Origin of the sequence: Mesorhizobium sp. M0051 (assembly GCF_040323235.1) — a bacterium.
Lineage (GTDB): Bacteria > Pseudomonadota > Alphaproteobacteria > Rhizobiales > Rhizobiaceae > Mesorhizobium.
Window position 1 is genome coordinate 49,573 of the sequence record NZ_JAMYUT010000002.1, and the last position, 18,027, is coordinate 67,599.

The window sequence follows — 18,027 nt, forward strand, 5'->3', positions numbered from 1 at the left end:
GGGCCCCTACGCGCGAAAGGGCTGGACGATATTTTCCTCGATCGACCGGGTCTACGGCGCCGCGCGGGGCGGCCTAGCCGGTGCCGGCAGCGGCCTGCGCCACTCCAGCCGTCAGATCGCCATAGCCGGTGGCGCGGCGCTCATAGACCAGACCGAGCATTTTCGCAGCCTTTTCGGCTACCTTGTCGAGCTCCGGATCATCGGTCTGGGCGAGATAGATCAGCTTCTCGTAATTGCCGAAATAATCCTTGATCAGCTCCGGGTGCTTGTCGAGGCCGAGCGGCTTCATGAAGAAGGCGTCGAACTGACGGCACAGGAAGTCGGTCATGTAGAACGACATCATGTCGTCGTCGGCGACCTTCGTATAGGCGTCCATGCCTTGGTAGAAGGCGAAGCAGTGCGGCCCTGCCATGCGCTCGACGCCATGCTTCTCGCAGACGCGGTCGAGCATGCCGCCCGTGCCGCAATCGGCATAGCCAACGAAGATGTGCTGATAGCCGTCCGCCCTGGCCTTTTCGATCGCATTGTCCATGGCCGGCGCTATGCGGTCCGGATAGAAATGGAACTCCGCCGGCAGGCAAGTCAGGTCGAGATGATCGAGCTTGAGCTGCTCCTTGACGGCCAGAACCTCGCGCGCAATCATCCCACAGGCGATAACGAGCAGCCTGTCGTCTTGATTCGGTTTCGTTATTTGCGTCTTTGCCATGGGACCAGTCGGGTCGGCTTTCGTTGCTGTGGCGCTGATTTATCTATTGAGGGAGACACCGTTCATGAAACTGCTACGCATCGCGCCGATTGCCATATTGGCCTGCGCGCTAGCCCTTACGGCTTGCGCGAACACTGTCCGCGGCGTCGGCAAGGACGTCAAGTCGACGGCCAAGGCAGTCGAGGACACCGTCACCAAGCCTTGATCCACGCGCAGCCTTCCTCATCATCTGGGGACAAAAAAGCCGCGCTGCAAGGCGCGGCTTCTTTCATGGAGCATTTCGGGGCCGGCTCAGGCCGAAGCGCGAACGTTGTGCTTGCGCTTCATGTAATCCTTGGCGGTCTCGACCGCCACCGCCGCGTCGCGGCAGTAGGCATCGGCGCCGACGGCCTTGCCGAATTCCTCGTTCAGCGGGGCGCCACCGACCAGCACGACATAGTCGTCGCGGATGCCCTTTTCCTTCATCGTGTCGATGACGACCTTCATGTAGGGCATGGTCGTGGTCAGCAGTGCCGACATGCCGATGATGTCTGGCTGATGCTTCTCGATCGCATCGAGATATTTCTCGACCGCATTGTTGATGCCGAGGTCGATGACGTCGAAGCCGGCGCCCTCCATCATCATGCCGACAAGGTTCTTGCCAATGTCATGGATGTCGCCCTTGACGGTCCCGATCACCATCTTGCCCTGCTTCGGCGCACCAGTGGCGGCGAGCAGCGGACGCAGGATGAACATACCGGCCTTCATCGCATTGGCCGACAGCAGCACTTCGGGAACGAACAGGATGCCGTCGCGAAAATCCTCGCCGACGATGCGCATGCCTTCGACCAGCGCTTCGGTGAGCACCTTGTAGGGCGCCCAGCCGCGCTCGAGCAGGATGTTGGTGCCTTCCTCAATCTCTTCCTTCAGCCCGTCATAGAGATCGTCGTGCATCTGCTGCACCAACTCGTCGTCGGAAAGTTCGGAAAGGATGATCTCGTCGTCGGACATTTGTATCGAACTCCTGCCGGCATCGCGACTGCGTCGCAAGGCACCAAATATTCACGGTCATTCCTAACCCGCTAGGGGCATGTATCCATAGCTGATTTGCGACTTCCCGCAAAAGGAAAGCGACCGCAAATCTCTTGCAATTCTTGTCGATTTTGCGACAGGCGTTGGCGCTGGCGGGCCGTTTCGAATAGGGTGCATGGCTACGATCTGGCAGGAAGCGGCGAGAGGCAGTCGCTACGGATTCCAGACAAGAACAAATTCAGGGAAGAACGACTATGAGCGAACACGCGGCAGTCGATCAGGAAGCGTCAAACGCGCGACGCGGGCGCGGCGCTAGCGGCGGTGCTGCTGCCCGGCGCGCAGCACGTTCGGGCGGTGGCCCCGGCACCCAGCTCACCTACATCAAGCGCAAGATCAACATCTATGAGGTGCTGGATGAGGAAGGCCTGGCGCTGATCGAGAAGAACACCGACACGGTGCTCGAGGAGATCGGCATCATCTTCCGCGATGACGCCGAAGCGCTGCAGCTCTGGAAAGAGGCGGGCGCCGACGTCAAGGGCGAGCGCGTGCACTTTCCGAAAGGGCTTTGCCGTTCGCTGCTCAGGACCGCACCGTCCGTCTACACCCAGCACGCCCGCAATTCCGAGCGCTCGGTGCAGATCGGCGGCAATGCCACGGTCTTCGCGCCGGTCTACGGTCCGCCCTTCGTGCGTGACCTCGATGGTGTCAGGCGTTACGCGACGATCGAGGATTTCCGGAATTTCGTGAAGCTCGCCTATATGGCGCCGTCGATCCACCATTCGGGCGGCACTGTGTGCGAGCCGGTCGACGTGCCGGTCAACAAACGCCATCTCGACATGATCTACAGCCACATCAAATATTCCGACAAGCCATTCATGGGTTCGGTGACCGCGCCGGAGCGCGCCGAAGACACCGTCGCCATGGCCAAGATCGTGTTCGGCGACGATTTCGTCGAGAACAACACGGTGCTGACCAGCCTGATCAACGCCAACTCGCCGATGGTGTTCGACGAGACCATGCTCGGCGCGCTGAAAGTCTATGCGCGCCACAACCAGGCCTGCATCGTCACGCCATTCATCCTTGCCGGCGCGATGAGCCCGGTGACGGTGGCCGGCACGCTGACGCAGGTTCTGGCCGAGGTGCTGGCCGGTGCATCGTTCACGCAGCTGATCCGGCCGGGCGCGCCGGTGCTGTTCGGCACCTTCGCGTCGTCCATCTCGATGCAGTCGGGCGCGCCGACCTTCGGCACGCCGGAGCCGTCGCTGGTTTCCTATGGCGCGGCACAGCTGGCGCGCCGTCTCGGCCTGCCGTTCCGCACCGGCGGCTCGCTCTGCGCGTCCAAGGTTCCGGATGCTCAGGCAGCCTATGAAAGCGCCAACACGTTGAACTCGACCATCCTGGCCGGCACCAATTTCGTGCTGCACTCTGCCGGCTGGCTCGAGGGCGGGCTCGCGTCCTGCTATGAAAAATTCATGATGGATATCGACCAACTCGGGATGACGCAGAAATTCTCGGAGGGCATCGATCTGTCGGAAAACGGCCAGGCGATGGATGCGATCCGCCAGGTCGGGCCGGGCAGCCACTATCTCGGCTGCGACCACACCCAGGCCAATTTCCAGACCGCCTTCTATCGCTCCAATATCGCCGACAACAATTCCTATGAGCAGTGGCTGGCCGAAGGCGAGAAGACAGCGCCGCAGCGAGCCAACGAGCTTGCCCGCCGCTGGCTGGAGAGCTACGAGGCGCCGCACCTCGATCCGAGCATCGACGAAGCCTTGAAGGACTTCATCGCCAAGAAGAAGGGATCGATGCCCGACGCCTTCACTTGAAAGGAGCCCGAGTCAGGCGGGGCTAAAGTCGCCAACATCATTCACAAGGAAGTCTGGCGGAGCGCTTTCTCCGATCCGGTCAAGAAGGAATGACTACGCCTGCCTGCAGCGTTGACAGCATCGCTGGGGCGTTTCTCGCCAACGGCCTCGTTCTTCGCGGCGGTTTCAATTTTGCGCCTGGCGAAGCCTCGCCAAGGGGACCATCGGGCGCGCCGGCCAGAGCTATTCTGCTGGTGGGGCAGGCGGGTGCCGCTCCCTGGCCGTATTTCATGCGTTGGCGCGAACAGCAACCACAGAAAATCGCCAATCCGCTCGACAGCTGGTCGCGCGAAGCGATCGGTGCCGTGGCGAAGACATTCGGGGCGCGCGCCGTTTCGCCTTCCGACAAGCCTTACCTGCCGTTCCAGCAATGGGCGATGCGAGCGGAGGGGCTGAAGCCTTCACCGCTCGGTATCCTCATGCATCCGCAATACGGGCTCTGGCACGCCTATCGCGGCGCGCTGCTGTTCGAGGACGAGCTTCCGGTTCGGGCCGCCGAGGCAGCGCCCCACCTTTGCGATACCTGTGTCGAAAAGCCCTGCCTAAAATCCTGTCCGGTCGCTGCTTATTCCCCGCAAGGATTCGCCTATCAGTCCTGCTTGGCGCATGTACGAGGGGCGGACGGCGAACCGTGCCGTGCCGGCGGCTGCCTCGATCGCAATGCCTGTCCCTATGCCACGGCCTATCGCTATCCCGCGGAAGTTCAAGTCTTCCACATGGCGGCATTCGCGGGGCTGTAGGCCGACACCCAATCCCGCACGATATGTTGACTACCAGGTTTAGAGAGCGCCTTGCCGTATCGGCTTGGCCGGATATGTATCGCACGACAACCGAACGGAGCCGGGCGATGACGAAACAACACCTTCACATCGAGACCAGGGATGGCGTTGCCAAGGCAGGGCTTTTCCGTTCGGCAAAGGCATCTTCGACCAAGGCCGGCGTCATTCTTTATCAGGACGCTTTCGGTCCGCGGCCGGCGCTCGTCAGCATGGCCGAGCGGCTGGCAATGAAGGTTATGCAGTGCTGGTGCCGGACCTGTTCTACCGAAATGCGCCTTACGGGCCGTTCGACGCCAAGACCGCCTTCGTCGAGGAAAACACCAAGGCAGCGCTGACGGCGCTGGTCAGTGGTACGACGCAGGAGATGACCATCCGCGACAGCGGTGCATTCCTCGACGCTCTGGCTGCTGAAGGCATCACTGGACGCATCGGCACCGTTGGCTATTTGCATGGGTGGCGGCCGGGCACTGAATGCCGCCGCGACCTATCCGGACAGGATAAGGGCCGCGGCGAGCTTCCACGGCGGCAATCTGGCCAGCGATGCCGCCGACAGCCCGCATCGCAAGGCAGCCTCCATCAAGGCGCGGGTCTATGTCGGCATGTCGGGTACCGACAGAAGTTTCCCGCCGGAACAGTCGGCACGACTGGCCGAGGCGCTCAGGGTGGCGGACGTCGACTACCTCATCGAGAACTACGTCGGCGTGGCGCATGGCTGGTGTGTGCCCGACCATAGCGCTTTCAATGCCGTAGGTGCGGAGCGCCACTGGAAGCGATTGACGGAGTTCTTCGCCGAGACGCTCGTCTAATGTCGGGATTCACTGCCAGGTCAGAAGATGACTATCTGCGCGCACCGTCATAGCGACGTGGCCTATTCCATTGATCGCACAGATCGCCCTGCGCGGAGCGCCATGCGATTACGACCGCACGACCGATGGAACGAAGAATGAGCGGCGGCGGCAGATGATTTTCACCTTGCCGCCGCTCCCAGGCAGCGCCTACTAGCTCTGCTCTTCCGCGGCTGTTCTTGCCTGTTGGCTGCCCGTCTCGTTCGCTGTATCAGGCAGCACAAATGGCGCGGCCCCGGATGAGCGGGTCGAGCGGGAACGAATAGCTGATGCAATCCTATGATGTCGTGATCATCGGCGCGGGTGCCGCCGGAATGATGTGCGCCGTGGAGACGGCCAAACGCGGCCGTTCGGTGCTGATCCTCGATCACGCGGCAATGCCTGGCGAAAAGATCCGCATCTCCGGCGGCGGCCGGTGCAATTTCACCAACATCCATGCCAGCCCGAAAAATTTTCTCTCGGGCAATCCACATTTCTGCATTTCGGCGCTCAGCCGCTACACACAGCGCGATTTCATCGCGCTCGTCCAACGCCACCGCATTGCCTACCACGAGAAGACGCTTGGGCAGTTGTTCTGCGACGGCTCCGCACGCCAGATCATCGACATGCTGGTCTCGGAAATGCAGGGCAGGGGCGTGGAGCTGGCACTGTCGACCAAGGTTGAGGATGTCCGCAAAACCGCCGAGGGGTTTATGCTCACCCTCTCCACGGGCACGGTCACTTGCCAGTCCGTTGTTGTGGCCTGTGGCGGCAAGTCGATCCCCAAGATGGGGGCGACCGGTTTCGGCTATGAGCTTGCGGAACGGTTTGGCCTTGCTGTTGTCGAAACGCGGCCGGCGCTGGTACCGCTGACCTTCGACGCCAACACGCTCGAGCGGTTGGCGCCCCTGGCTGGCAACGCCGTCGACGCGGAAGTCGCCTGCGGCAGCACGCGGTTCGCTGAAGCGATGCTGTTCACGCATCGCGGCGTCAGCGGACCGTCCATCCTGCAGATATCGTCCTATTGGCGCGAGGGCGATGAAATCCGCGTCGCCATGCTGCCGGGGATGGATGTGGCGGACCTCATTCGCGCCGCCAAGCACGGCAATGGACGGCAAGCGGTGCAGACAGTGCTGGCAAATCATCTGCCGAAGCGGCTTGCACAATCGATCGCTGAGCGAACCGGGCTCGACGGTAACCTCGCCGATCTTTCTGACGCCCAGATCAAAACCGTCGCCGCCGCGGTCAATGAATGGCGCATCAAGCCGGCCGGTTCAGAAGGCTACCGCACCGCCGAAGTGACGCTGGGCGGGGTCGACACCAACGGACTCGACCAGAAGACGATGCAGGCGAAATCCGTGCCGGGCCTGTTCTTCATCGGCGAAGTCGTCGATGTCACGGGTTGGCTGGGCGGCTATAATTTCCAATGGGCATGGTCGTCGGGCTGGGTGGCGGGGCAGGCAGCTTAGCGCCGATCCACGACGGGCTTGGTAGTTTTACTTCTGTGGCTTTGCTCCAGTAACCACCGGCGCCTTCTTCTTCTTTTTGGCCTGATTGTAGTCGATAGCGGCACGGACGAGCTCTTTCAGGGCATCCTCATCGAGCTTATCGCCCTCAAAGATGTCGATTGCCCGCCACACCTTGCCGCCAAAACCGTTGTTGAACAGCTTGTCTGGATCGGGCAGGCTGGCGCCATGGGAAAAGGTGAGCTTCACCTTGTCCTTGTGCGCGTTGCCGACCACGATGTTTCCGTCGAGGCACCATACCGGGCTGCCCATCCACTTCCATTCCTCGACGATGTCCGGGTTGGCTGCAAGGATGGTCTTGCGGATGCCGGCGAGCGTCTCGCCGCGCCAGTCAGTGAGGCCGGCGATCAGCTGGTCGATCTGTTCGGATGGGCTCATTGTGTGCCTTCCTGCGCTTTGACGCGTTTTCAATTGCCGCCTTACCAGCGCGCCAGCTGGGTGATCTGAACGAGGTTACCACAGCCGTCGTTCAGCTGGGCGATCGTTGAACCCGTGACCTCGGTCGGCGCCATCGTGAATGCTGCGCCCTTCGCCTTGATGCGCTCATGGTCGCCCTTGACGTCGTCGGTGAAGAACATAACCGCGGGCTGGCTCTGTTTGAAGATGGCTTCCTGATAGGCCTTGGCGGCCGGGTTGTCATTGAGCGCGAGCTGCAGCTCGGTCCCGTCGGGTTCTTCGGCAGATGCAACGGTCAGCCAGCGATAGGGCCCATTGCTGAAATCGGCTTTCTTGATAAAGCCGAGCACGTCGGTATAGAAGCGCAGTGCATTTTCCTGGTTGTCCACGTAGACGCTGGTCAGCTTGATCTTCATCGCTCTTTCTCCTCTGTCGTATTCGGTCGCTGCGGGATCCAGCCGGGCAGGGCCGCGGCTTGTTTCACCCAGTCCGCCATCCGCGCCTCGTCGAACTGGTCTTCGCGGATGTCGATCCAGCGCACATCCTTGCTCTTTGCCGTGCCGCCGGGCGGGATCGGCCGCAATGACGTGCCGCTGAAGAAGGTCACCTTCACGTAATGGGTGAAGACATGGAACGACACGAACCAGCCCTGGCCCTCGATGCCGTAGAATGGCGAGTTCCATCGCACGGCCTTGCGCACGTCAGGCACGTTGCGCTGGATGAGTGCGTCGAGGCGCTCGCCTAGGCCGCGCTTCCAGCCCGGCATTGCGGCGATGTATGCCTGCACCGGGGCGTCGCCGTCGCCTTTGGCTATCTGCGGGTTGCCGCCCGACAGCAGGACCGGTGCGGCGCTGGCCTTGGTCGATTGTCCCGGCGTCTTGGCCATTCTGCCACTCCTATCCGCCCGCATGCTGCGCGCGGTTGGCGGCATAGGGCAGCACGAACATGTACAGACCGCTGAACAGCAGCAGGAAGAGCGGCAACAGTGGTGAGTAGACCACCCAAGCGGGAGGCTGCCCGAATGCCATGGTGACGAAGTTGGCGATGACGGTCAGCGTAAAGATGATCGACAGCCAGCGATGAATTTGCCGGATCCATTTGTTCCAGTCCAATGAGACCTCCCGTCAGGCGAGCCGAAGCGGACCAGCGATCCGCTTGCCGACAGTTTCAATCCAGCCGCGCCAGCACATCCTCCAGGGCAGTGAGGAACCTTTGCCAGCCTACCGTGGCGCCGCGGAAGTAAGGCTGCTGATCCGACCGGAAGCCCGTCTGCTCCATGCGCAGATGGGTCCCCTTGCTCGTAGCGGTAAGCGTCCAGGTGACCACGCTCTCGAGATCCTTGGTATCCCAGGTGTAGGATAGCGTCTTATTGGGCTCGACTGTCTGGACCTGACAGGTGACGCCGCCCCAGTCGGCGCTGAGATTGAACCGGTGGTCCACGACTGGCTTGAAGTTGTTCTTCATCAGCCACTCCTCGATCAGATGCGGTTGGGTGAGCGCGCGCCAGATCTTTTCCGCCGGATAAGGTATCTCGCGTTCGACGACGACGGAGCGCGTTTCGGTTGCAGTGTTGGTCATTGGTCCATTCTTTTGAGCAAATTTTCGAGGTCGTCGAACCGGCTCTGCCAGAACGCGTTCATCTGGTTCGTCCAATCGGTCAGTGGGGAAAGCGCTGCGAGCTGGGCGCTATAGTGGGTCTGCCGTCCCTCATGGCGATCGCGCACCAGCCCGGCCTGCCTGAGCAGACCGAGATGTTTCGACACCGCCGGCTGTGACACGCCGGATTGAGCCGTCAACGCCCCCACCGTCTGTTCACCCTCGCGGCACAGGCGCTCGAAGATCGCCCGACGCGTCGGATCGGAGAGCGTCCTGAAGAGGACATCATGAGCGTTGGTCATTGGATTGATAACTCACCAGCTATTGATTTGACGTATAACCGCCGAGATATAGATGTGTCAAGCGGGCGTTGATGGTCACGATCCGGCTGTTTCCAAAAAAATCTTTCCATTGCCCAAAGGAATCGCCATTAGCCTTCGTCCAACAGGCAAATGATGGCGATGATGCTGGATGAAAGCGAAGCCTCCGACGCCGAACTGATAGGGCGTGCGAAGGGCGGAGACAGGGGGGCCTTCGGCACATTGCTGGAAAGGCACTATGACTTCGTCTATCGCGCCGCCTATCGCTGGTGCGGCAAGAAGGCGGACGCCGAAGACATCGCCCAGGAAGTCTGCGTGCGGTTGGGCAAGGCGATCCGCGATTATCGCGGCGGCGGCGCCTTCACGACATGGCTCTATTCCGTGACGATGAACGCCGCGCGAGACATGATGCGCAAGACCGCGCGCGAGACTATCAAGACCGAGGCCTATGGCATCCATGCGCTGATCGCGGGCGAGGCTTCGGCGGAACCGGAAGACCCGGCCGATGCGCTTTGGGCAGCGGTGCGGCAATTGCCGGACAAGCAACGCGACGCGGTGCTGCTGGTCTATGGCGAAGGATTGAGCCACGCGGCCGCCGCCGAGGCGATGGCGATCTCGGAGACGACGGTTTCCTGGCACATCCATGAAGCGAAGAAACGGCTGAAGACGCTGATGCGCACGGCCGGGGAAGTGTGACCATGGTCGACGACAACGAACTCAAGAGACTGCGCGATATCGCGGCGCCGGCGCCGGGCGGGAGCGCGAAGGCCCGTGCCTTCGAAGCTGCTCTGCGCGCATACGATCAGGAAAATATTTCTGCTGTCACCCAAGGAACGGTTGGCGGGCTTCGTCTCACAGAGCGAGCACAAAAGCTCTGGAGCGAGATCATGCAAAAGAAACTCATCGCCACACCGGCCCTTGCAGGGCTCGTCGCCCTGCCGATCGCCGGATACGCCACCTTCCATCTGCTGAGGGAACAGCCGCCTAAGTTCGGCGGCGACGAGAAGATCAGCGAGACACTGGCCGACAAGCCGGCGATCGTGAAGCCGTTGGCCGAGCCGAAGCCGGCTCGCACCGAGTTGGAGAAAGACAAGAAGACCGACGCCGATGTGGAAAGCCGCGACGCCACCGATGCGCTCGTGGCGCCGACCTCGCCGCCGAAATCCGAATCGACCGTTACCGGCGGTGCGACACAGCAGGAATCGGCGACGGGCGCTCCCCGCCAGGACGCCGCTAACGCTGGAAAGATGAACATTGCACCTCCGGCGCCAGCCCCGACGGGCGAGTTCGCACTGGATAGCCGAGCCGCGCCGTCTGGCAGAGTGGTGACGGGCCTTATGCCATCTCCAAATGCCGATGGCACGTCGCGTGCCGCCCGTATCCAGGCCGAATCCAAGCTGGTGGCGCCGCAGCAACCCGCCACCATGCCGGCCGACCAGCTGGCGCCACAGGAAGAGAACCGCGACCGCATCGAGGATTTCAAGACCAATCCGGTGCATGCCGCGCTCGAGGATCCGGTCTCGACCTTCTCGATCGACGTCGACACAGCCTCCTATTCCTTCGTGCGCAGCTCGCTGAAGCAGGGCACCCTGCCGCAGGCCGATACGGTGCGCGTCGAGGAGATGATCAACTACTTCCCGTATGACTGGAAGGGACCGGAGTCTGCGTCGACGCCGTTCAACGCGACCGTCAGCGTGATGCCGACGCCGTGGAACACACACACCAGGCTGATGCATGTCGCCATCAAGGGGTTTGACGTCAAGCCGACCGAGCAGCCGAAGGCCAATCTGGTCTTCCTGATCGATGTCTCGGGCTCGATGGACGAGCCGGACAAGCTGCCGCTGCTCAAGTCGGCTTTCCAGCTGCTGGTCAGCAAGCTGAAGGCTGACGATACCATCTCAATCGTCACCTATGCCGGTGATGCGGGCACAGTCCTGGAGCCGACCAAGGCGTCCGAAAAGGACAAGATACTCAGTGCCATCGACAATTTGACGCCCGGTGGTAGCACGGCCGGCGAGGCGGGCATCAAGGAAGCTTACAGGCTGGCGCAAAAATCCTTCGTCAAGGATGGCGTCAACCGGGTGATGTTGGCCACCGACGGCGACTTCAATGTCGGCCAGAGCGACGACGATGATCTGAAGCGGCTGATCGAGAGCGAGCGCAAGACCGGTGTCTTCCTGTCGGTGTTCGGTTTCGGCCGCGGCAATCTGAACGACCAGATGATGCAGACCATCGCCCAGAACGGCAACGGCACCGCCGCCTATATCGACACACTGGCCGAGGCCGAGAAAGTGCTGGTCGAGGATGCCTCCTCGACGCTGTTCACCATCGCCAAGGATGTGAAGATCCAGGTCGAGTTCAACCCGAACAAGGTCTCGGAATATCGCCTGATCGGCTATGAGACCCGGGCGTTGAACCGCGAGGATTTCAACAATGACCGCGTGGATGCCGGCGATATCGGTTCGGGCCATTCCGTCACCGCGATCTACGAGATCACGCCGAATGGCAGCGGTGGCGAGCAGATCGATCCGCTGCGCTATGGCCAGGCGTCAGTGGACAATGGCGGCGTTGCCAATGCGGACGAATATGCCTTCGTCAAGATACGCTACAAGCTGCCCAATGAAGACGTCTCGAAGCTGATCACCACGCCGGTGACCTCGGCCAACGAGATTTCGTCCTTCGACCAGGCCAGCACCGACCAGCGCTTCTCTGTCGCCGTTGCCGCCTTCGGCCAGAAGCTGCGCGACGAGGATGCGACCGCGAAGTTCGGTTACGACAAGATCATGGAGATCGCCACTGCCGCTCGAGGAGCCGACCCGTTTGGGTACAGGTCCGAGTTCCTCTCGCTTGTGCGCCTTGCCTCGGCGCTGGGCGGTAACCGGTAGCGGTGATAACGGCCGGTTTCTTCAGACGGGATCGTTCCGACAGGGGAACCGACCAACGGGCGGGTGAGGCAGGCCGGTGAGGGGTTATTCCCTTGCCGGCCTTTTTTCGGATCTATTGATATTCAGGTGAGACCGGCCTGCAAATGGAGGTTCTCTGCGCTTCCGGTGCTCGCGTACTTTAAGTACGCTCCACTCCGGTTCTCGAAAACCACCATTTTCGGCTCGGTCTGACCTGAATCTCAACAGATCCGAAGCGCGGCGTTAACCTGCATGATCGTTAAATTGCTCGGCATTTCCGGTACCGGATCGCAACCTCCTCCTTGCTACACGGGATAGGTCTACGGGGCTTGAGGAGGCGAAATTGCAGATCAGGACTATCGCCAACTCGATGCCGCCGGCACGAGACGCTTCGGCGGTTCCATCTGCCCCGTCATCCGAATCCAGGCGCATCGGCGACGATGTCGCGCAGGCGCGCCACACCGCCATGTCGGCGCTGAACAACGACCGCTTCCGCATCATGCTGGAGCAGATCACTGATCCGACTTCATCCGGCGCGCTGATGACGATGCGCAGCGACAGTTTGGTCGATTTCAAGTCGGCGCAGTCGAGCTACGCCGACAACAGCGAGTAAAAGACCCACAGGATCAGGCGCGGCTGCGGCGGCGCTCGCGGCGGGCTTCACTGGTCTCGGCGGTGTTTTCCGTCGCCACCTTGTTGCGCATCGGACCGATGCGCTCGACGATCTTTTCGACGGTCGGACGATCCGCCTTGGTGTGGGCGTCGAGCGCCTTGCGCATCGCGGCAAGGTGCTGGAACGAGGTGCCGCAGCAGCCGCCTATGATTTTGGCGCCGCCATCGACGGCGAGCCTGACATAATCGGCCATCAGTTCGGGCGTGCCGGAATAATGGATTTCGGTGCCGCGGAATTCAGGAATACCGCAATTGCCCTTGACGATCACCGTCGCCTCCGGCTTCGCCTCGGTCATGTCGAGCAGCGAGGCCAGGATATCGGATGCTCCGACACCGCAATTGGCACCAACGCCGAGCGGCGCCTGCGACAACCCATCGGTGACGCCGTGGATATCCCTAGGCAGCAGACCCATCATAGTGCGGCCGGCGGTGTCGAAGGAGCCGGTGTAAGTGTAGGGCAGGCCGACGCGGATGGCAGCCTCGGCAGCGGCGCGGATCTCGTCGGGAGCCGACATCGTCTCGATCCAGGCAACTTCGGCGCCGCCGGCCTTGAGGCCCTCGATCTGCTCGGCGAAGGCGTCGACCGCCTCGTCATAGGTCATGGCGCCAAGCGGTACCAGCAATTCGCCGGTCGGGCCGACCGAGCCGGCGACGATCACCTTGCGACCGGCCTTGTCGGCGACGGCGCGCGCAAGTTCGGCCGCGCGCTTGTTCAGCGCATGCGCGCGGTCCTGCGCATGGTGCAGCTTCAAGCGATGACGAGTGCCGCCGAAAGAGTTGGTCAGGATGATGTCGGCGCCGGCATCGACGAAATTCTGGTGCAGGCTTGTGATGGTGTCGGGCGCCGTCTCGTTCAGCAGTTCGGGCGCCTCGCCGGCCTCGAGCCCCATGGCGAACAGATTGGTGCCGGTGGCGCCATCGGCGAGCAGCACACCCTTTTCAGCCAACAGCGCATCGATCGGGTTGGTGGTCGTCATCGGATTGGCTCTCATGTTTCGAATTCGAATAAGGATATAAAGAAGTCTTTATGTGCAGTCAATGAAATAGCAGTGACGGCAGGATCCAGTCCGCCCATGGAATCATAATCCCGAGGCTCAGACAGTGCCTGATGGGAACGACATGCCGGCCAGTCTGTGCGCGAAGCCTGCCGCCTCGTGCGCGTTGATGTCGGCGGCGCGGATCAGATTGTCGAAATGCTGGATCAGCGTCTGGATCGGCTGCGTGGCGTTGAGCACCAGATACATGTCGCCGACATAGATGGCGGCGCGATAGGGCCCGAAGATTGTGTAGGGGATCGAATAGCGCATCCGCCCGTCATAGAGAAACAGCCGGAATGCCGGATAGAGATCGTCGAGCAGGGTCGCCATGTGCAGCAGCTGGGCGCGCCGATCGGCTTCCGGGAAACGATCCCAGACGCCCAGCCCGCGCGCGAATATCTCCAGCGTATGGCGCGGCATGCAGACTTCCATGTCGGTTTCCGGCCGCCTGTTATAGTCGATGCGGTATTGCGTTTCGCCGGCCTGCGCCAGGCGGCTCTTGTTGGTGATGCCCGCTTCGTACTCGACCAGCGCTTCGGTGCGCAGGAGATCGGGAATGCCGGCCGGCACGTAGCGGATCTTGGTGCCGGCGGCCTCGGCATGCCATTTGGCCAGCAGCGTGCGATCGAAGCCATCGGGTGCCTCCTCGATCTCGAGGCTCTCGCGGATTTCGCCGGTGAGGCCCTCGTCCTGGCTGAGGCCGAGAAGCCAGTCGAGCGACACTTTGAACTCGGCAGCGATGTTGAGCAGCGTCTCGGCGCGAGGCAGGCGGGTCGAGGCGCCTGACAGCAACTGCGACAGCGCCGAGCGATCGATGCCGACCGCAGTCGCGAAAGCCGACTGATTGAGGTCGGAGCGTGTCAAGAGCATTTTCAGGCGTTCGCGAAAGATGGTCGACAGATCACGCTTGTCCATATCGGTGCTCCGGTCCGATTGAGGAAAAATTTGCGCCGAAGCGTCTTCGAGCGCTCCCTAGGCGTAAATGAATCCCTAAGTCTGTTTACAATGTATAACATGTGCGGTCAAAAATGCGCAATCGCAACAGCTTGTGCACTTTGTCGCGTTGAGTGGAATCATTTCTCCTGACACAATGCTGTCAGGAACCAGTTGGGGTTCCGGCGACTGAGGGGCAGTGGTCGATAGCATGACGGGCAAGAGCATCAGGCGACAAAGCATACCGGCTATCGAATGGCCGACAGTGGCTCTCGCTTTCTTCTGTTACGCAACATGGCTAGCCGCCGGTTTCCTGCTCTGGCCATCATACCCCATCCCCGCGCTCGCCGTCCTCGCCTTCACCGCCGCACTCCAATCCTCGATCATGCACGAAGTGCTGCACGGTCATCCGACGCGCAATGCGCGGGTCAACGAAGCCTTCGTCTTCCTGCCGATCGGCCTGGTCTGGCCGTTCCGACGCTTCAAGACCATACATCTGCGCCACCACGCCGACGAGCGGCTGACTGACCCGTTGGACGATCCGGAAAGCTATTATCAGGCGCTGTGGCAGCATGAAGAGCTGCCGCCGACGATGAAGTTTCTCCTCAGGATCAACAACACCATGACCGGCCGTCTGGTGCTCGGCCCCTGGCTGTCATGCATCGGTTTTTTCATCGACGACACCAGGCAAATGATCGCCGGCGAGAAGGTGGTCCGCAGAGCTTGGCTGCTGCACGCGATCGGGCTTGCCATCGTGGTGCCGATCGTCCAGTTCGGCTTCGGCATTCCGCTGTGGCTTTACATTCTCGTGCCGGTCTGGCTCGGCCAGTCGCTGATTTCGATCCGTACGTTTGCCGAGCATCAATGGTCGGAACACCCGGAGGGCCGCACGGTGATCGTCGAGCGCTCGCCGCTGTCGTTCCTGTTCCTCAACAACAATCTGCATTTCATCCACCACAAGAGCCCGACAGTAGCCTGGTACCAGCTTCCAAAGCTGTTTCGCGACCGTCGCGACGAGTGGCTGCGGATGAACAATGGCTATGCCTATCCAAACTATTTCGCGCTGATCAAGGCCTATGCCTTCAAGGCGAAGGAGCCGGTCGTGCACCCGGTACTGCGGCGCCAAGCGGAGCCCGGCAGGGCGTTCAAGCCGCGCGTAAGGGCGCGCAGCATCAGCGGGCTTGGCAGCGCGCCGGTTCCCGCCGAGCCGCCCAAGGAATGAGTTTTGCGGCAGGCAGGTGCTGCCTGATTGACTGGCTGGGATCGGTTCCCTTCAGTCCAGACATAGTGGTCAGATTCGGTCATGAGTGAATTGGTTGCGGCGTTGCCGATGTATGATTGGCCTGAAGTGCGCGCCCAGATCGACGCTCAATGGGCGGGATTGCGCGATGCATTCCGGCAAAAGGCCATCGACGCGCCGGAAACCATCGTGCGCCGCAATGGTGACCTGCCGCCGATGCCGGGCGGGATTCACGATGCCCAGGGAGCACTGATCGCGTCCGACCCGGCGACATTGCCGCCGGACGAACTCGATTTTCACAGACTGTGGCTGCACCCGGCGCTGCTGTTCGCGCAGACCTGCTGGGGGCCGATGGAGCTTGGCCTGTCCAGGCATGTGCAGGTGATCGGCCAGCCGAGCTACGACGGCTATGAAGGCGGGCAGGGCGAGCTCTACTCCAGCGCCATCGTCATGCTGGCGGATGGCGCGCCATCGGTTGCCTCGCCAGCTGACGGCGGCCCGCTGATCCCGCTCGATCGCATCCGCGGCAAGCGCTTCACCTTCAACAATCTCGATTCCATGTCCGGCCTGATCGGACTGACGCGCGACCTGGAGGCGATGGGCGAGAGCCTTGACCTCTTTGCCTCGCGCAGCAAAAGCGGCGGGCACCGTTCCTCGATCGTCGCAATTGCAGAGGGCAAGGCCGATGTCGCGGCCATCGACTGCGAGAGCTGGGTGCTGGCGCAGCGCTTCGAGCCAGCAGCTCGGAAAGTAAGGGTCGTTGGTTGGACGGGACGGCGCAAGGGCCTGCCTTACATCACCGCCGCAACGACACCGGAAAAGACGGTAACCTCACTGCGCGAGGCGCTTGCCGGCCTACCCGAGCAACCGCTGGTCAAGCGGATAGGTTGAAAGCTGCTCGTTGCCGGTCTCAGTGATGAGGATCTGCTCCTCGATCTTCACGCCTTCGCGCCCGCCAAGCCTGCCGATATAGCTTTCGGCGCACAGCACCATTCCCGGTTCCAGCGCGCCATCCGGCGTATCCGACGTCCAGTCGCCGGCATGCGGCAAGGTCGGGTATTCGTCGGCCAGACCGACCCCGTGATAGAGCACGCCGTAACGAGCCGGGTAGCTGTCTCCCGGTGGCACCGCCGAGTGCTCGACGAGGTCGCGGAACGACATGCCGGGCTGCAACAATCGCGTGTTGTGCTCAATCTGGCCGGCGGCGATGCGAAACAGCTCGCGCTGCTCGTCGGACGGCTTTGCATCGCCGCACAGCCATGTGCGCGATAGGTCAGCGCAAAAGCCGTAGGGACCGATCAGGTCGGTGTCGAAGGCGACGAGATCGCCTGATACAATTTTGCGTGACGAGCATTCCTGGAACCACGGATTGGTGCGCGGGCCTGACGTCAGCAGCCGCGTCTCGATCCATTCGCCGCCGCGGGCGATGTTGCCGCGATGCAGTTCGGCCCATAGCTCATTCTCGGAAATCCCTGGCTTCAGAGCCTGTTCCATCTCCCCCATCGCCGCCTCGCAGGCTGCGATAGCGCGGCGCATGGCAAGGATTTCGTCCGGCGACTTGATCAGCCGCGCATTCTCCATCACCGCCTCGCCATTGCCGATCGAAACGCCAAGGCGCGCCAGTTCCTCGACGCCTTCAGGGTTGATGTGGTCGACTGCGATGCGGCTGTTGGCGCCGCCATGTTCCCGAACCAGATCGGCGATGCCGGCGGCCCAGCGGCGGACCTTTTGCTCCGTAAGCTCGCCGCTATAGAGGTACATCCACGACACAGCGGGGCGAACCTCGTCAACGATGCCGGAATGGTCGGAGAGGTGTTCGCAGGAGAAATAGTCGAACAGCACCACCGGTCCGTCGGTGGCAACGAAGCAATGCCGCGTCGGATTGTGCGCCACCCACGACTGCATGTTGGTGGAGTCCGTCGCGTAGCGGATGTTGACGGGGTCGTAGAGCAGGGCGCCGGCATAGCCGCGGCGCCTCAACTCGGCGCGGATACGCTCCAGCCGGTATTGACGCATCGCAGGCAGATCGGGAGCGGCAATGCCTGCCGCGGCCCATTCAGCCTCCGCCTGCGCGCCATAGCCCAGCACATGCCGGTTGAGCGCCGCCGCCTTCTGCCGGGAGGCGTCGCGCAGCGCCTCGATCGAGCCCGGCTCGAACGGCATGATCTTGCGATGCCGGCCAAAGCTGCCCTTTGGCCCCGCGCTGTCCATGATCG

General features: G+C 61.9%; 20 protein-coding genes and 1 pseudogene. 10 read left to right on the forward strand and 11 right to left on the reverse strand.

The annotated features are described in order from the left end of the window. Positions 1 to 73 precede the first annotated feature (73 nt). Entirely contained in the window at positions 74 to 706 is a 633-nt protein-coding gene (locus NKJ90_RS02105) for a DUF1638 domain-containing protein (protein ID WP_023757745.1), read from the reverse strand. Positions 707 to 770: 64 nt separating this feature from the next. Between NKJ90_RS02105 and NKJ90_RS02110 the strand changes: the two genes are divergently transcribed. Then, the gene (locus tag NKJ90_RS02110) at positions 771 to 911 is read left to right on the forward strand and encodes an entericidin A/B family lipoprotein (protein WP_023757744.1); all 141 of its coding nucleotides are present in this window, start codon (positions 771 to 773) and stop codon (positions 909 to 911) included. Positions 912 to 997: 86 nt separating this feature from the next. On the opposite strand, the gene NKJ90_RS02115 is transcribed toward NKJ90_RS02110, so the two are convergent. Then, complete coding sequence (locus NKJ90_RS02115; protein WP_352485599.1) at positions 998 to 1,696, reverse strand: cobalamin B12-binding domain-containing protein; 699 nt, start codon at positions 1,694 to 1,696, stop codon at positions 998 to 1,000. Positions 1,697 to 1,971: 275 nt separating this feature from the next. On the opposite strand from NKJ90_RS02115, the gene NKJ90_RS02120 reads away from it, so the two are divergent. The 4 genes and pseudogenes from NKJ90_RS02120 to NKJ90_RS02135 all read left to right on the forward strand — a co-directional run bounded on the left by NKJ90_RS02120 (position 1,972) and on the right by NKJ90_RS02135 (position 6,657). Next, on the forward strand, positions 1,972 to 3,546 hold the full coding sequence (locus NKJ90_RS02120) for a trimethylamine methyltransferase family protein (RefSeq protein WP_023757743.1): 1,575 nt from the start codon (positions 1,972 to 1,974) through the stop codon (positions 3,544 to 3,546). 89 nt (positions 3,547 to 3,635) lie between these two features. Further along, a complete protein-coding gene (locus NKJ90_RS02125) occupies positions 3,636 to 4,325 on the forward strand; it encodes a 4Fe-4S dicluster domain-containing protein (RefSeq protein WP_023757742.1) in 690 nt (229 codons plus the stop codon). A gap of 107 nt (positions 4,326 to 4,432) precedes the next feature. Further along, positions 4,433 to 5,170, forward strand: a pseudogene (locus NKJ90_RS02130) (dienelactone hydrolase family protein). 308 nt (positions 5,171 to 5,478) lie between these two features. Further along, a complete protein-coding gene (locus tag NKJ90_RS02135) occupies positions 5,479 to 6,657 on the forward strand; it encodes a BaiN/RdsA family NAD(P)/FAD-dependent oxidoreductase (RefSeq protein WP_023757740.1) in 1,179 nt (392 codons plus the stop codon). A gap of 27 nt (positions 6,658 to 6,684) precedes the next feature. On the opposite strand, the gene NKJ90_RS02140 is transcribed toward NKJ90_RS02135, so the two are convergent. From NKJ90_RS02140 to NKJ90_RS02165, 6 genes are read right to left on the reverse strand one after another with little or no spacing between them, the layout of a single operon-like run. Continuing rightward, the gene (locus NKJ90_RS02140; protein WP_023757739.1) at positions 6,685 to 7,092 is read right to left on the reverse strand and encodes a DUF1801 domain-containing protein; all 408 of its coding nucleotides are present in this window, start codon (positions 7,090 to 7,092) and stop codon (positions 6,685 to 6,687) included. A gap of 41 nt (positions 7,093 to 7,133) precedes the next feature. After that, on the reverse strand, positions 7,134 to 7,526 hold the full coding sequence (locus NKJ90_RS02145; protein WP_023757738.1) for a VOC family protein: 393 nt from the start codon (positions 7,524 to 7,526) through the stop codon (positions 7,134 to 7,136). Continuing rightward, a complete protein-coding gene (locus NKJ90_RS02150) occupies positions 7,523 to 7,996 on the reverse strand; it encodes a DUF1801 domain-containing protein (protein WP_023757737.1) in 474 nt (157 codons plus the stop codon). The genes NKJ90_RS02145 and NKJ90_RS02150 overlap by 4 nt, the downstream gene beginning before the upstream one ends. Before the next feature lie 10 nt (positions 7,997 to 8,006). Continuing rightward, positions 8,007 to 8,222, reverse strand: a complete 216-nt coding sequence (locus tag NKJ90_RS02155) for a hypothetical protein (protein ID WP_023757736.1) — start codon at positions 8,220 to 8,222, stop codon at positions 8,007 to 8,009. 55 nt (positions 8,223 to 8,277) lie between these two features. Continuing rightward, a complete protein-coding gene (locus NKJ90_RS02160; RefSeq protein ID WP_023757735.1) occupies positions 8,278 to 8,688 on the reverse strand; it encodes an SRPBCC family protein in 411 nt (136 codons plus the stop codon). After that, complete coding sequence (locus tag NKJ90_RS02165; RefSeq protein WP_023757734.1) at positions 8,685 to 9,008, reverse strand: ArsR/SmtB family transcription factor; 324 nt, start codon at positions 9,006 to 9,008, stop codon at positions 8,685 to 8,687. The genes NKJ90_RS02160 and NKJ90_RS02165 overlap by 4 nt, the downstream gene beginning before the upstream one ends. A gap of 153 nt (positions 9,009 to 9,161) precedes the next feature. Between NKJ90_RS02165 and NKJ90_RS02170 the strand changes: the two genes are divergently transcribed. The 3 genes from NKJ90_RS02170 to NKJ90_RS02180 all read left to right on the forward strand — a co-directional run bounded on the left by NKJ90_RS02170 (position 9,162) and on the right by NKJ90_RS02180 (position 12,542). Then, entirely contained in the window at positions 9,162 to 9,722 is a 561-nt protein-coding gene (locus NKJ90_RS02170; protein WP_023757733.1) for an RNA polymerase sigma factor, read from the forward strand. Positions 9,723 to 9,724: 2 nt separating this feature from the next. After that, complete coding sequence (locus NKJ90_RS02175) at positions 9,725 to 11,911, forward strand: vWA domain-containing protein (protein WP_023757732.1); 2,187 nt, start codon at positions 9,725 to 9,727, stop codon at positions 11,909 to 11,911. Positions 11,912 to 12,272: 361 nt separating this feature from the next. Then, positions 12,273 to 12,542: a hypothetical protein gene (locus NKJ90_RS02180; RefSeq protein WP_023757731.1), complete on the forward strand. Its 270-nt coding sequence runs from the start codon at positions 12,273 to 12,275 to the stop codon at positions 12,540 to 12,542. Between the two features lie 13 nt (positions 12,543 to 12,555). On the opposite strand, the gene bmt is transcribed toward NKJ90_RS02180, so the two are convergent. After that, positions 12,556 to 13,578 carry a betaine--homocysteine S-methyltransferase gene (gene bmt, locus NKJ90_RS02185; protein ID WP_023757730.1) on the reverse strand — a complete coding sequence of 341 codons (1,023 nt, stop codon included), beginning with the start codon at positions 13,576 to 13,578 and terminating at the stop codon, positions 12,556 to 12,558. A 117-nt stretch (positions 13,579 to 13,695) separates the two neighbouring features. Beyond that, positions 13,696 to 14,553 (reverse strand): helix-turn-helix domain-containing protein, encoded by an 858-nt coding sequence (locus NKJ90_RS02190; protein WP_023757729.1) that lies wholly within the window; start codon positions 14,551 to 14,553, stop codon positions 13,696 to 13,698. Positions 14,554 to 14,782: 229 nt separating this feature from the next. Between NKJ90_RS02190 and NKJ90_RS02195 the strand changes: the two genes are divergently transcribed. Beyond that, positions 14,783 to 15,793, forward strand: a complete 1,011-nt coding sequence (locus tag NKJ90_RS02195; RefSeq protein ID WP_031259663.1) for a fatty acid desaturase — start codon at positions 14,783 to 14,785, stop codon at positions 15,791 to 15,793. Positions 15,794 to 15,874: 81 nt separating this feature from the next. Next, a complete protein-coding gene (locus NKJ90_RS02200) occupies positions 15,875 to 16,702 on the forward strand; it encodes a phosphate/phosphite/phosphonate ABC transporter substrate-binding protein (RefSeq protein WP_023757727.1) in 828 nt (275 codons plus the stop codon). On the opposite strand, the gene NKJ90_RS02205 is transcribed toward NKJ90_RS02200, so the two are convergent. Continuing rightward, positions 16,667 to 18,022 carry a M24 family metallopeptidase gene (locus NKJ90_RS02205; RefSeq protein WP_352485600.1) on the reverse strand — a complete coding sequence of 452 codons (1,356 nt, stop codon included), beginning with the start codon at positions 18,020 to 18,022 and terminating at the stop codon, positions 16,667 to 16,669. The two genes, NKJ90_RS02200 and NKJ90_RS02205, sit on opposite strands and share 36 nt — an antisense overlap. Positions 18,023 to 18,027: the final 5 nt, after the last annotated feature.